General features: G+C 65.0%; 10 protein-coding genes, 1 tRNA gene and 1 riboswitch. Of the genes, 7 read left to right on the top strand and 4 right to left on the bottom strand.

The window, feature by feature from the left end; translation table 11 throughout:
• The first annotated feature begins 6 nt into the window (after window positions 1-6).
• From M4J39_RS17205 to M4J39_RS17190, 4 genes are all read left to right on the top strand, one after another.
• Window positions 7-936, top strand: a complete 930-nt coding sequence (locus tag M4J39_RS17205) for a carbohydrate ABC transporter permease (protein WP_251729646.1) — start codon at window positions 7-9, stop codon at window positions 934-936.
• A gap of 3 nt (window positions 937-939) precedes the next feature.
• A complete protein-coding gene (locus M4J39_RS17200; RefSeq protein WP_251729645.1) occupies window positions 940-1,785 on the top strand; it encodes a carbohydrate ABC transporter permease in 846 nt (281 codons plus the stop codon).
• A 95-nt stretch (window positions 1,786-1,880) separates the two neighbouring features.
• The gene (locus tag M4J39_RS17195; RefSeq protein ID WP_251729644.1) at window positions 1,881-3,200 is read left to right on the top strand and encodes an extracellular solute-binding protein; all 1,320 of its coding nucleotides are present in this window, start codon (window positions 1,881-1,883) and stop codon (window positions 3,198-3,200) included.
• Between the two features lie 199 nt (window positions 3,201-3,399).
• Window positions 3,400-4,914 carry an alpha-N-arabinofuranosidase gene (locus M4J39_RS17190; protein ID WP_251729643.1) on the top strand — a complete coding sequence of 505 codons (1,515 nt, stop codon included), beginning with the start codon at window positions 3,400-3,402 and terminating at the stop codon, window positions 4,912-4,914.
• Between the two features lie 186 nt (window positions 4,915-5,100).
• Here M4J39_RS17190 and M4J39_RS17185 read toward each other — a convergent pair whose 3' ends face one another.
• Window positions 5,101-5,991, bottom strand: a complete 891-nt coding sequence (locus M4J39_RS17185; RefSeq protein ID WP_251729642.1) for a hypothetical protein — start codon at window positions 5,989-5,991, stop codon at window positions 5,101-5,103.
• 569 nt (window positions 5,992-6,560) lie between these two features.
• On the opposite strand from M4J39_RS17185, the gene M4J39_RS17180 reads away from it, so the two are divergent.
• Window positions 6,561-8,246, top strand: coding sequence for a methyl-accepting chemotaxis protein (locus M4J39_RS17180; RefSeq protein WP_251729641.1), 1,686 nt, complete (start codon window positions 6,561-6,563; stop codon window positions 8,244-8,246).
• A gap of 142 nt (window positions 8,247-8,388) precedes the next feature.
• Here the strand turns inward: M4J39_RS17180 and M4J39_RS17175 are convergent.
• A tRNA-Glu gene (locus M4J39_RS17175) sits at window positions 8,389-8,464 on the bottom strand.
• 256 nt (window positions 8,465-8,720) lie between these two features.
• A riboswitch (TPP riboswitch) is annotated at window positions 8,721-8,835 on the top strand.
• Window positions 8,836-8,923: 88 nt separating this feature from the next.
• On the opposite strand from M4J39_RS17175, the gene M4J39_RS17170 reads away from it, so the two are divergent.
• Window positions 8,924-9,697 carry an ABC transporter permease gene (locus M4J39_RS17170; RefSeq protein ID WP_251729640.1) on the top strand — a complete coding sequence of 258 codons (774 nt, stop codon included), beginning with the start codon at window positions 8,924-8,926 and terminating at the stop codon, window positions 9,695-9,697.
• An 18-nt stretch (window positions 9,698-9,715) separates the two neighbouring features.
• A complete protein-coding gene (locus M4J39_RS17165; RefSeq protein ID WP_251729639.1) occupies window positions 9,716-10,651 on the top strand; it encodes an ABC transporter substrate-binding protein in 936 nt (311 codons plus the stop codon).
• Window positions 10,652-10,720: 69 nt separating this feature from the next.
• On the opposite strand, the gene M4J39_RS17160 is transcribed toward M4J39_RS17165, so the two are convergent.
• Complete coding sequence (locus tag M4J39_RS17160) at window positions 10,721-11,332, bottom strand: peroxiredoxin-like family protein (protein ID WP_251729638.1); 612 nt, start codon at window positions 11,330-11,332, stop codon at window positions 10,721-10,723.
• A gap of 250 nt (window positions 11,333-11,582) precedes the next feature.
• Window positions 11,583-12,908, bottom strand: coding sequence for an Nramp family divalent metal transporter (locus M4J39_RS17155; protein WP_256469790.1), 1,326 nt, complete (start codon window positions 12,906-12,908; stop codon window positions 11,583-11,585).
• Window positions 12,909-13,139: the final 231 nt, after the last annotated feature.

Genomic DNA, 13,139 nt, shown 5'->3' with positions numbered 1-13,139 from the left:
GCTGAGATGACGGACGCAACGCTATCGCCCGGCAAGGCGGTCGCGGCGGTCAAGCGCCCGACGGGCGCCTCGATCGGCCCGCGCTGGACCAACGCGCTGTTCATAGCACCTTACATGGTGTTCTACCTCGCGCTGCTGGTCTATCCGCTGTTCAAGGGCATCTGGATGTCGATGCTCGAGTCCGACATGTTCGACGACACGTCGAAATTCACCGGACTGGCCAACTATTACCGCTTGTTCAACGACAAGATCTTCATCGGCACCATCTGGAACACCGTACTGTTCGTGCTGATGACGGTGCCGGTGTTCGTGGCGATCGGCCTTCTGCTGGCGCTCGCCCTCAACCGGAGCGACCGCACCTCGGCCAGCCTGCGCGCCATCTTCTTCGGCACCTCGGTGCTGTCGGTCACCATCGTCACCATCATCTGGAAGATGATGTACATGCCCGGCAACGGCGCCATCGCCAGCATCATGAAGCTGTTCGGCCTGGAGCCGATCGCCTTCATTACCTCGTCATCACTGGCGCTGCCGGCCATCGCCATCACCACCATCTGGTGGATCATCGGCCTGCCGATGATGCTGTTCCTCGCCGCCTTGCAGCAGATCCCCGGCGAGCTCTACGAGGCGGCCGCCCTCGACAACGCCAGCCGCTGGCGCTCGTTCTGGTCGATCACCCTGCCGTCGATCCGGCGCACCATGCTGGTCGTGGTCATCTACGAGATCGTCGCCCAGTTCCAGCTGTTCGGCCAGGCCCAACTGCTCACCCAGGGCGGCCCCAACAACGCCTCGCGCCCGATCGTTCAGTTCATCTACGAGCAGGGCTTCCGCTCCTGGAACCTCGGCTATGCCGCCGCCGCCTCGGAAATCCTGTTCCTGATCATGGCGGTTGCCGCGCTCGCCCAGTTCTTCGCATCCCGCAAGCGCGTGGAGGAATAAGCCATGGCTGCCAGTGAACACATCGTCGGCCGCGGCATCGGCAACAAGCTGATCCTTCTGTCCGTCATCCTCGTCGCCGTCATCTGGATGCTGCCGATCGCCTGGACGCTTCTCCTGTCGTTCAAGCCCAATTCGGAACTGATGATCTCGACGGCCTCGGCCTTCCACCCGCCCTACACGCTGAAGAACTACACCGACATCTTCCAGAGCTCGGGCGTCTTCCGCTGGCTGTGGAACAGCGCGGTGGTGTCGATCGGCGTCACCGCCGGCATCCTGATCCTGTCCTCGCTCGCCGGCTACGGCTTCGCCCGCGCCGAGTTCAAGGGGCGCGACATTATCTTCGTTCTGGTCCTGCTCGGCCTCGCCGTGCCGGAACAGGCGGTGATCATCGCCCGTCACCAGATTTTCTCCGACCTGAAGATGCACAACACCTACCCGGCGATCATCCTGCCGGGTCTGTCGAGCGCCTTCGGCGTCTTCCTGATGACCCAGTATTTCAAGGCGATCCCCAAGGATATCGACGAAGCGGCGATGCTCGACAACGCCTCGCGCTTCAAGATCTTCTGGAAGGTGCTGCTGCCGCTCACCGTCCCCGCCCAGGCGACGCTCGGCATCTTCTCCTTCCTCGGCGCCTGGAACGACTACCTCTGGCCGCTGATCTCGGCGACCAAGCCCGAGATGTTCACCATCACCGTCGGCATGGCTTCGACCCAGACCAACTTCGCCCAGTCGGAAGGCCTCGGCTTCCTGATGGCGCAAGCGATCTTCGCGGGCCTGCCGGTGTTCATCGTCTACCTGTTCTTCCAGAAATACATCGTCCGGGCCGTCGCCGGCGCGGCGATCAACTGACCCCCGGAGGAGGGGTTCAGCGACGCGGAATCCAGCGCACATCCGGCCGAGCGCGAGGGTTTTTCAAGGAGATCGGCCGTATTGGAGGAGGTCCAATGAGAAAGCTGACTACTGCCCTGCTGGCAGGCCTGGTCGTCACGGCCGGCGCTAGCGCCGCCCTGGCGGCCGACAAGACGGAAATCTCTGTCGCTCGCTTCTTCGGCGCCTGCGAGGCCGACTACGGCTCGGTTACCGACGTGACCAAGGCCAACGGCGAGTGCGGCATCATCACCGCCCTGATCAACAAGTTCAACGCCGAGAGCACCACCACCACCGTCAAGCCGGAAATCGTCGAGTGGCCGGGCTACGACCAGCTCACCGCCCGCATCCGTTCGGGCGAGCCGCCGGTCATCTCGGTCATGCACGAGGCCGTCATCTCCGACTATTCGTCGCGCGGCCTGCTGGAGCCCCTCGACGAGGACTTCGCCAAGGCCGGCATCGACGTCAACGACATGACCGATGCGTCCCGCCAGGGTGTCACCAAGGATGGCAAGATCTACGCCATGCCCTTCGACACCCACACCTGGCTGTGGCACATCAACATGAACCTCTTCAAGGAGGCCGGTCTCGTCGACGAGGCGGGCAAGCCGATCCTGCCGAAGAACACCGACGAACTGTTCGCGCAGGCCGAGCAGTTCAAGGAGAAGACGGGCAAGCCCTACTTCATCTCGACGCTCGCCAACGAGACGGCCTTCTACACCCGCACCTTCGACACGCTGCTCTACCAGCAGAACGTCGATTTCTTCGCCGATCCGAACAAGGTGAACTTCTCCTCGCCGGAAGCGAAGGGCGCCCTGCAACTGCTGGCCGACATCTTCACCAAGGATCTGACGACCAAGAACCAGGACTATGCGGCGTCCGTGTCGAGCTTCGCGGCTGGCGAGGGCGGCGTGTTCATCTGCGGCACCTGGCTGATCGACACCTACGACCAGGAGTCCAAGAAGGACGGCCCGCTGGCCAACGGCTATGCCGTGACCGCCTTCCCGCAGATCTATCCCGGCAGCCCGCGCGTTTGGGCCGACGGTCATAGCTGGGTGCTTCTGAAGCAGGACCTCTCCGACGCGCAGCGCGCCTCGGCGATCGAGTTCATGAAGTTCCTCTGGGACAACAACTACGAGTGGGCCCGCACCGGTCACCTGCCGGTCCGCAAGTCGATCATCGACAGCGCCGAGTTCAAGGGCCTGCCGCACCGCGACGACATCGCCTCGCTCGCCGTCAACGGCACCGCCCTGCCGTCGGCCGTCAAGCGTCAGTTCTCGATCCAGGAGATCGAGGGCGAGGAAGTCGGTTCGGCCATGCGCGGCGACAAGTCCGTCGACGAAGCCCTGACCGATGCCGAGACCCGCATCAACGAGCTGCTCGCCAACGCGAAGTAAGCCGACGAAACCTGCCCGGCCGGATCACACCGGCCGGGCGGAACACCGCCGCCGACCGTCCGGCCCCTCCCGCCGGTCGAAAGCGGACGGCAAGCGCCTTCCGTGCCTTGCAGCCGGCAGTCGCCAGGGATCGCCGCCCCTTCCCCAGCCGGGGCGCTGCAACCATCCGAGATCATTCAAACCCGAAAGCTGAAAGCTCATGACGTCCGCTCGTCTCATCGTCGACGCCGACTTTGCCATTTCCGACCTCGACCGCCGCGTGTTCGGCACCTTCGTCGAGCACATGGGTCGCTGCGTCTACACCGGCATCTTCGAGCCGGGTCACCCCACCGCCGACGAGAACGGCTTCCGTCAGGACGTTGCCGAACTCACCAAGGAACTCGGCGTCACCATCGTCCGCTATCCCGGCGGCAACTTCCTCTCCGGCTACAACTGGGAGGACGGCGTCGGCCCGAAGGAACAGCGGCCGAACCGCCTCGACCTCGCCTGGTTCTCGACCGAGACCAACGCCTTCGGCACCAACGAGTTCATCGACTGGGCCCGCCAGGTCGGCGTCGAGCCGATGTTCGGCGTCAACCTGGGCACGCGCGGCATCGACGATGCCCGCCGCTTCATCGAATACTGCAATCACCCCGGCGGCACCGAGCTTTCCGAGCTGCGCAAGAGCCACGGCTACGAGAAGCCGCACGACATCAAGTTCTGGTGTCTCGGCAACGAGATGGACGGCCCCTGGCAGATCGGCGCCAAGACGGCGGCCGAATACGGCCGCGCCGCCCACGAGACGGCCAAGGTGATGCGCTGGGTCGACCCGTCGATCGAGCTGGCCGCCTGCGGTTCGTCCAACCGCGACATGGCCACCTACGCCCGCTGGGAATACGAGGTGCTCGACCACTGCTTCGACCACGTCGACTTCATCTCGCTGCACACCTACTTCATGAATCCGCACGACTCGACCGAGGAGTTCCTCGGCAACATCGAGCTCCTGGACTATTTCATCAAGGAAGTGGTCGCGATCGCCGACGCCGTGGCGGCCACCCGCCGCTCGCAGAAGCGCATCATGCTGTCGCTCGACGAGTGGAACGTCTGGTACAAGGCGCGCGGCCATGACGACCTCAGGAAGCCCGGCTGGCCGGAGCATCCGCCGCTGATCGAGGAAGTCTACAACACCGAGGACGCCCTCCTGATCGGCGGCGCGCTGATCACGCTGCTCAACAACTCCGACCGCGTGAAGTGCGCCTGCCTTGCCCAGCTGGTCAACATCATCGGCCCGATCATGACCGAGCAGGGCGGCCCGGCCTGGCGGCAGACCATCTTCCACCCGTTCGCGCTGACGGCGAAATACGCCAAGGGTCGCGTGCTGCGCACGCTTGCCACCTCCGGCAGCTTCGCCGGCAAGACGGCCGAGGAGATGCCCTACCTGATCTCCGCCGTCACCGAGGACGAAAGCACCGGCGAAGTGGTGATCTTCGCGCTCAACCGCAACCTTGCCGAGCCGATGGACCTCAAGGTCGAGCTGCGCGGCTTCGGCGGCACGCGTGAGGTGACCGAGGCGCTGCAGGTCTCTCACCCCAACATGAAGGCGGTGAACACCAAGGACGCCCCGAACACCGTCGCCCCGGCGCCGATCAAGCAGGTCGGCATCGACAAGGACACGCTGACCGCCAAGCTGGTCCCCGGCAGCTGGAACGTCATCGTCACCAAGCCGAAGGCCTGATCGAGACATCGAAACGGGTGTGCGGCGGCCTCTTCCCGGGTTCGCCGCACCTTCCGGCCCGATCCCTTCGCCCCGGATCCCTCCACCCGGCGACCGATCGAGCCGCCCCGCATGAACGCCGCGACGCCCCCCGTCGCGGCGTTCGTTGCGTCTTGAAGGCGGCGTCTTGAGAACTGCGCCTGACTGTCAGTCGAGGAGATGGAAGATGACGAAGTGCTCGATCGGCTCGATCACCACCGTGATGTTCTTCGCCTTTTCCTTGTCCCGGAAGCCGAGGATCGTCTTGCCCAGCGTGGTCTTGGGCTCGCCGATCTGCTCCCACTTCCTGACGTTCTGAACCCAGGCCCGCAGGTCGCGCACCGTCGAGACGGGAAGGATGTCGTCCTCCATCCCCAGCATGGTACGGGCGCGGTTGTTGGCCAGCAGGATGGCCGCATCTTCCAGGGTCTTCTCCTCGCCGATGGTCTTGGCGGCAGCGACCATGCCGACGGCCGACCTGTCGAAGGCAGCCTGCAGGATCTCAAGCTTGTCGTCGAGCGGGACCGAGTAGATGAGCAGAAACTTGGTCGTCTGCCGCTCGTCGGAGACCAGCGGCAGCACGATGCGCTCCCATCGCACGTGACGGGACGAGAAGTCGGTCCGGAACTGCATGTAGCGCGGCCGCATGTCGGCCGCCGCCGCGTTGTAATGGCGCCGGAACGACACACTCATGGTGCCGGGAATGGACGACAGGAGGACGCCGCGGAACACCTTGCCGTACTCTTGGACGGAGTTCGTGCCCTGGTGAACATAGATGAAGTCGTCGCCCTGCTGCAGAAGCAGCATGGAGTCGTCGAGATGGGTCTCCTCCTCGAAGCCGTAGAGCTCCTTCAGAAGCGGCGGCTTCCCGGCGGATCGGCTGGCCTTGATCCAGTTCTCGAGCCGGCTGCGCAGGAACAGCGATCGGCAGACGCTGAAAACTCCGGTGCCTTCCCAGACCTGGATTTCCGACCCGCCAAGCCGGGTCAGATCGAGCCGGCTCGAATGCATGGCCGGACTGTCCGGATTCTGACGGCGATATAGTTCGGTATTGGCCATTTCGAACTCCTGGAACGTAAATATCTTTGCGGGCTTAAATATTCGTGAACCAAAGGTTGTATCACCGCCACAAGCAATACACCCGAAAGACGCGATGACAGGCCACCGCCGCCAAGCAACAGGCGCAATGAAGCGGCCACTTGAAAGTATTCCGGCAGCCTTCTCTCCGAGTCGGACCGAGAACAAAGAATACGAGAGGGCGAGAACGCAGGCGGTCTGTCCAGGTTATACAGATCAAACCTCTCCGGCGAAGACGTCTCCCCTTTTTATCTCGGCTTCAGGAGATCACCCCCCACCCGAGCCCGCGGAAACTTGTCAGAACATCAGACCCGTCGGCGGAACACCGATCGGCCGGTCGGTGGCGCCCCCCTGCCTCAAGGAACGCACTACGCTGAACCCCTTAGCTAATTCCGACAATACATCGGGAAATACATCCCCGTGAAAAATGCCGATAAGGAGACAACGCCACAAGGACTTGGTCATTTACACGACCTACGGTGATATTTACTCGGCGTTCTCAATTTTGACTTACAACAGCGGCGATCAAACTCCTCCTGGGGAGACATGAAATGCAGACCATTCGCGGCCGCCTGATCGCCATCGTCGGCGTCCTTTGCCTCAGTTTCATCCTGCTCGCGGTGTACTCGGTGGTCCAGTTCCGCTCCACCCTCTACACGGAGACCGACCGCCGTCTGCAGAACATGGTGGACAGCGCCTACAGCATCTTCACCGGCTATCAGGAGCGGGTCGCCAGCGGAGAGATTTCCGAGGAGGACGCCAAGGCCCAGGCGCTCGCCGCCATCAAGAGCATGCGCTACGACGGCACCGGCTACTTCTGGGTCCACGATCTGCACCCGACGATGATCATGCACCCGACCGTGCCCAAGCTGAACGGTCAGGACCTCACCGGCTACAAGGGCCCGGATGGCGTCGCCATCTTCGTCGGCATGAACGAGGCCATCAGCGCCGCCGGCGGCGAAGAAGCGGCCTACAGCTATCAGTGGTCCAAGCCCGGCGAGGAAGCGACGAAGCTGTTTCCGAAGCGCTCCTTCGTCAAGCTGTTCAAGCCCTGGGGCTACGTGGTCGGCACAGGCCTCTACGTCGACGACCTGGATGCCCGCAGCTTTCGCCTGACGGCCATTCTCGCCAGCATCTGCACCGTTCTGCTGGTCTTCGCGGCCATCCTCGCCGTCCTCATCATGCGGTCGATCCTGAAGCCGCTGGCCACGGCCGTCGACGAGCTGCGCACGCTGGCCACCGGCAACACCGACATCTACCTCGAGCAGTCGGGCGGTCTCAAGGAGATCGCCGCCATGCGCCACGCCGTCGCCTACTTCCGCGACGCCATCATCGAGCGCAAGAAGCTGAGCGAGGAGCAGGAGATCGAAAACCAGCGTCAGCGCGAACGCCAGCAGCGGGTCGATACGCTGGTCGACGCCTTCCGGGGCGAGATCACCGGCTCGCTCGGCACGGTGGTGACGACGGCCGATGCCATGACCAGCACGGCCAACACCCTCAACGGCATCGCCGACGCGACGTCCAGCCAGGCCACCAGCGCCGCGTCCGCCTCGGAAGAAGCCGCCGCCGCCGTCGATGCCGTCGCCTCGGCCACCGAAGAGCTGTCGGCCTCGGTGCGCGAGATTTCGCGCCAGGTGGCGCAGACCAAGGACATCGTCCGCAACGCCACCAGCGCCGCCACCTCCACCAGCCAGAAGATCGATGGTCTCGTCAGTTCCGTCGAGCGCATCGGCACGGTGGTCCAGCTGATCTCCGACATCGCCGAACAGACCAATCTCCTGGCGCTCAACGCCACCATCGAGGCGGCCCGCGCCGGCGAGGCCGGCAAGGGCTTCGCCGTGGTGGCCTCCGAAGTCAAATCGCTCGCCTCGCAGACCGCCAGCGCCACCGGCGAGATTTCCGAGCAGATCTCCAACGTGCAGTCGTCGACGGGAGAAGCGGTCGAGGCGATCCGCCAGATCACAGAGATCATGACGGACATCGACCACAGCACCACGGTCATCGTCACCGCCGTCGAGCAGCAAGGCCTCGCCACCCAGGAAATCTCTCACAACATCACGGAAACGGCCAATGGCGCCAAGGACGTGGTGCGGGCGATGACCGAGGTATCCGGCCGCGTCGGCGAAACCCTCCACTGCGCCACCGACGTCCTCGACGCCTCGAAACTGGTCACCGACCGCTCCGGCGACCTGCGCAAGACGGTCGAGCAGTTCCTGAGGGATGTCGCGGCGGCGTGAGGAAGCCTCACTGGAGATCATAACGAAGGACCGTCATCCCCGAGGGGTGGCGGCCCTCTTCAATTGGCGGCCAGCAACGACGGAATGCGCTTCGGAAAGAATCCAAGCGGCAGCAAATCGATATGGATATCTCGGGAAAGATTGGCACTCCCAACCGGACTCGAACCGGTGTTTTCGCCGTGAGAGGGCGACGTCCTGGACCGCTAGACGATGGGAGCGCGGACGCTTTTGAAAGCGTGGGGCGGATATAGCGAAGGCCCTTGGAGAGCGCAAGGGGGAATTTCATTTTCCGGCTCGGCTTTCGTGGAGCCTTGCGTGAGGCCGGTCGCCGTTGGCGGAAAGCCGCCCTTGCCCGGCCGTGCGCCATGCCGCCGTTCGCCGCTTTACCCCGCGCGGAACCGCCATCGATCCCGCCCGTCTCGGCCCGTCGGTCCCTATGCTCTGGACATCGGCGCCCCGGGCGGTCATAACTGTCGCCGTTCCGAGGGGTGTCCTCCATCCGGGAGGGCTGAGATGATCCGCAAGGCGGATCGAACCCTTCGAACCTGATCCGGGTCATACCGGCGAAGGGACGGAACCTCATGGCCCCGCCGCATGCGTTGCGGCACATCCGGCCATGTCTCCCCCAACGCCGCAGGCCCATTCGCCCCTCGGGGCGCGGCGCGATGGGGATGGAAATGCAGCCGAAGACGATGTTTGCCGCCAGTCGAGGCGTCGCCATCCAGGCGCTGGCCTCGTTCGGCATCGTTCTGGCGCTCTGGCAGGCGGCGGCGACCGGCCTCGCCCTGCCCTCCTTCCTGCTGCCCTCGCCGGCCGACGTGGTCGCCGCCTACGGCGCCTACGGCCCGCGCCTTCTGACTGAAGCCGGCATCACGCTGATCGAAACGCTGCTCGGCCTCGCCGCCGGCATCGCCTTCGGTCTCCTGGCCGGGCTCGCCGTGTCCGCCTCGCCGCTCGCGGGCCGGCTGCTGTCGCCGCTTCTGGTCGTCAGCCAGGCGCTGCCGGTGTTCGCGCTGGCGCCGCTCCTGGTGCTGTGGTTCGGCTTCGGCCTCGCCTCCAAGGTGGTGATGACGACGCTGGTCATCTTCTTCCCCGTCGCGTCCGCCTTCGCCGACGGCCTCCGCCGCACGCCGCCGCATTTCCTCGACCTCGCCCGCCTCAATGGCGCCGGTGGCTTCCGCACGCTGCGGCTGATCCGCGTGCCGGCCGCCCTGCCGGCGCTGGTCACCGGCATCCGCGTCGCCGCCGTCTACGCGCCGATTGGCGCCGTGATCGGCGAGTGGGTCGGCGCCTCGCGCGGCCTCGGCCTCCTGATGGTGCAGGCCAACGCCCGCATGCAGACGCCGCTTTTGTTCGCCGCCCTCGGCGTGCTGGCGGCCGCCACGCTGCTGATCAAGATCGCCGTCGACCGGCTGACGCTTCGCCTCATCCCGTGGATCGAAAAAGACTGACCTTCGAAAGGACCCGTCATGCGCCTTCTTCCCGCCCTCGCCGCCGCCCTGATGCTCGCCGCCGCCCCGGCGTCGGCCGCCGAAAAGCTCAGCGTGCTGCTCGAATGGTTCGTCAACCCCGACCATGCGCCGCTGGTAGTGGCGAAGGAGAAGGGGTTGTTCGCCGCCCACGGCCTCGACGTCGATCTGGTCGCCCCGGCCGACCCGTCGGCGCCGCCGCGCCTCGTCGCCGCCGGACAGGCCGACGTGGCCGTGCACTACCAGCCGAGCCTCGACCTCGACGTCGACGCCGGCCTGCCGCTGGTCCGCTTCGGCACGCTGGTCGAGACGCCGCTCAACACGCTGATCGTCCTGAAGGACGGGCCGGTGAAGTCGCTCGCCGACCTCAAGGGCCGCAAGATCGGCTACTCGGTGTCCGGCTTCGAGGACGCCATGCTCGGCCAGTTCCTGAAGACCGCCGGCCTCGGCCTCGACGACGTCGAGCTGATCAACGTCAACTTCGCGCTGTCGGCGTCGCTGCTCGCCGGCCAGGTCGACGCGGTGGTCGGCGGCTATCGCAACTTCGAGCTCAACCAGATGAAGATCGAGGGGCGCGAGGGGCTCGCCTTTTACCCCGAAGAAAACGGCATGCCGGCCTATGACGAGCTGATCTACGTGACGCGCAAGGATCTTCTTGCCGACAAGCGGCTGCCGGAGTTCCTCGCCGCCGTCGAGGAGGCCACCATCTACCTCACCAACCACCCGGACGACGCTTGGACGCTGTTCGCCAAGGCCTACCCCGACCTCGACGACGACCTCAACCGCCGCGCCTGGGCCGACACGCTGCCGCGCTTTGCCAAGCGCCCGGCCGCGCTGGGCGCCGGTCGCTACGCCCGCTTCTCTCAGTTCATGAAGGATGCCGGCCTGATCAAGTCCGTGAAGCCGGTCGAGGACTACGCGGTGGAGCTGCGTTGACCAAAAACAAAACCGCCCGGAAGCCTCGGCTTTCGGGCGCCTGTTCGAACGGAGATGAGAAAGGCCGCCTCAGCCCTTGCAGACGGCGAGCTTGACGGGCGGTTCCGCGCAGCCGCAGTCGTCGCCGCGGCAGGTGTCCTCGTCGGCGCCACCCGGCGGTTCGGCGGCGGTTTCGATGGCAAAGCGGATGCCGGCGATTACGTCGTCGATGCGCGGCTGGGCCACCGGCACCGTCTGCACGAAGCCGGCATAGAGGCGGCCGTCGGGCTTGATGAAGAACATGCCCGGTTCGACGTACCAGCTCGGCTCCTCGATGCCGTCGAAGACCTTGCCCCGGCCCTCGCTGAGATAGAGCCCCCAGTCGCGCGCCTGATCGATGGTCAGGCCCCAGCAAACCGTCAGCTCGTCGAGATGCCAGTCGCGCACCGTCTTCTCGGCTCGCTCGCGGTCGTCGGCCGAGACGGCCAGCACACGGACGCCGAGCTTGCGGAACTCTTCGTAGCGCGCCTCATAGGCCTGGAGCTGCGTCTTGCAAAAGCCACAGTGCAGGCCACGATAGAACAGGACCAGCGTGAAATGCTGCGGCTTCTGGTCGCACAGCCGCCAGCACGGACCACCGACGGTCTTCACCCTGAGCGGGGGAACCGGCTGGTTCGGAATGAGGCGGGCGGGCATGGACATTGGAACGCGGCACTCGCAGGGCTCGTCGCAAGACTATACGACAGGAATGGCGGACATCGCCACTCTTCTTGACGCCCCTAATCTGCTTATTGTGCGTTCACAGGTTAAGAAGTCCACCATCACGATTCGCGGAGCTAGCCGAAAGTCTCGTAGATAGAGGGGCTTCCCAAGCTCTTTAGATCGATCTCAGGCCCGGAGCCCATCAAGAACGGGCCATTGTCCACTCATGCGACCGGTCGCCCCGTGCCGATCAGCCGGCGAGACCGGGGATTTCCAAGCCCAGGGCGCCCGCCACCAGCACGGCGTTGAGCGACAGCACCAGGACGGTGGCGGCGATCGCCAAGGCGTCGATCAGTCGGCCGTTGGCATAGGGGCCCATGATGTCGGCCCGGCGGGTGATCAGCACCAGCGCGATCATCGGCACCGGCAGCGACAGCGACAGCACCACCTGGCTGATCACCAGAGCGTCGGTGGCATTGACGCCGGCGGCGACCACGGCGAAGGCCGGGATCATGGTGACGAGGCGACGCACGACCACCGGGATCTCCATGCGGACGAAGCCCTGCATGATCATCTGACCAGCCATGGTGCCCACCACCGACGAGGAGATGCCGGAGGCGATCAGCGACACCAGGAACACGCCGGCGGCGGCGGCGCCGAGCAGCGGGGTCAGGGTGTGGTAGGCGGTCTCGATCTCGGCGACGTCGCTGTGCCCGGCGTGGAAGGCCGAGGCGGCCATCATGACCATGGCGATGTTGACGAGGCCGGCGACGGCCAGCGCGGCCACCACTTCGATGTTGGAGAACTTCAGGACCTTGCGGCGCTCGCCCTCGTTGCGCACCGGCGCCCGGTGCTGGGTGAGGCCGGAGTGCAGATAGACGGCGTGCGGCATGACGGTGGCGCCGATGATGCCGACGGCGAGGGTCAGGGCACCCGCGTCCGGCAGGACCGGAGTGACGGCGCCGGTGACGGCGGCCGACCAGTCGACCGGGGCGATCAGCATCTCGATCAGGTAGCTGACGCCGATGACGCCGACCAGACCGCCGATGATCAGCTCCATCGGGCGATAGCCGCCACGATCGAACATCAGGAGCGCGTAGGTGACCAGCGCGGTGATCACCATGCCGGTGAGAAGCGAGGTGCCGAACAAGAGCGACAGGCCGATCGCCCCGCCCAGAAACTCGGCGAGATCGGTGGCCATGGCGGCGATCTCGGAGACGATCCACATGAAGATCACCACCGGGAAGGGGAAGCGATCGCGGCTCATTTCGGCGAGGTTGCGACCAGTGACGATGCCGAGCTTGGCCGACAGCGCCTGGAACAGCATGGCGACGAGGTTGGCCATCACCACCACCCAGATCAGCGCATAGCCGTAGCCGGCGCCGGCGCCGATGTTGGTGGCGTAGTTGCCGGGGTCCATGTAGGCGATGGAGGCGATCACCGCAGGCCCCATGAAGGCCAGCATGGCCCGTGGTCCTTTGAGCCTTCCTGCCAACGCTTCGGAGATGGCCAGCGACGTGCGGCTGGTCATTCCGGAGGGGGTTACGCTGACGGCGGACTGGGAGAGAACGGACATGGGAGGCACCGGAAGTTTTTCCTATGCTTTGAAATATAGCATCGGCTACATTTCTGTCAAGCTAGATGCGACTGACTTGCAATAAAATCTAGCCAGACCTCTTCGGTTCCCCTGGGGATGCGCGCCTGATTGTCGATTGCAAATGGTAGCCGGGGCTGCATAGTGTGCCGCCACGTCAAAGCGTCGCGGCGGCAAAGCCCGCCGCAGCCTCAGGAACAGGACCCGCGAAGG

Origin of the sequence: Pleomorphomonas sp. NRK KF1, from assembly GCF_023721755.1 — a bacterium.
In the GTDB taxonomy this organism is placed as follows: Bacteria; Pseudomonadota; Alphaproteobacteria; order Rhizobiales; family Pleomorphomonadaceae; genus Pleomorphomonas.
Note: the sequence above shows the minus strand (reverse complement) of the source record. Positions and strands in the feature narration are given on the sequence as shown.

What these genes read in the sequence shown, in the direction of transcription:
- M4J39_RS17205 (WP_251729646.1), top strand. Translation starts at nt 7, where the DNA reads ATGACGGACGCAACGCTATCGCCCGGCAAGGCGGTCGCGGCGGTCAAG.
- M4J39_RS17200 (WP_251729645.1), top strand. Translation starts at nt 940, where the DNA reads ATGGCTGCCAGTGAACACATCGTCGGCCGCGGCATCGGCAACAAGCTG.
- M4J39_RS17195 (WP_251729644.1), top strand. Translation starts at nt 1,881, where the DNA reads ATGAGAAAGCTGACTACTGCCCTGCTGGCAGGCCTGGTCGTCACGGCC.
- M4J39_RS17190 (WP_251729643.1), top strand. Translation starts at nt 3,400, where the DNA reads ATGACGTCCGCTCGTCTCATCGTCGACGCCGACTTTGCCATTTCCGAC.
- M4J39_RS17185 (WP_251729642.1), bottom strand. Translation starts at nt 5,991, where the DNA reads ATGGCCAATACCGAACTATATCGCCGTCAGAATCCGGACAGTCCGGCC.
- M4J39_RS17180 (WP_251729641.1), top strand. Translation starts at nt 6,561, where the DNA reads ATGCAGACCATTCGCGGCCGCCTGATCGCCATCGTCGGCGTCCTTTGC.
- M4J39_RS17170 (WP_251729640.1), top strand. Translation starts at nt 8,924, where the DNA reads ATGCAGCCGAAGACGATGTTTGCCGCCAGTCGAGGCGTCGCCATCCAG.
- M4J39_RS17165 (WP_251729639.1), top strand. Translation starts at nt 9,716, where the DNA reads ATGCGCCTTCTTCCCGCCCTCGCCGCCGCCCTGATGCTCGCCGCCGCC.
- M4J39_RS17160 (WP_251729638.1), bottom strand. Translation starts at nt 11,332, where the DNA reads ATGTCCATGCCCGCCCGCCTCATTCCGAACCAGCCGGTTCCCCCGCTC.
- M4J39_RS17155 (WP_256469790.1), bottom strand. Translation starts at nt 12,908, where the DNA reads ATGTCCGTTCTCTCCCAGTCCGCCGTCAGCGTAACCCCCTCCGGAATG.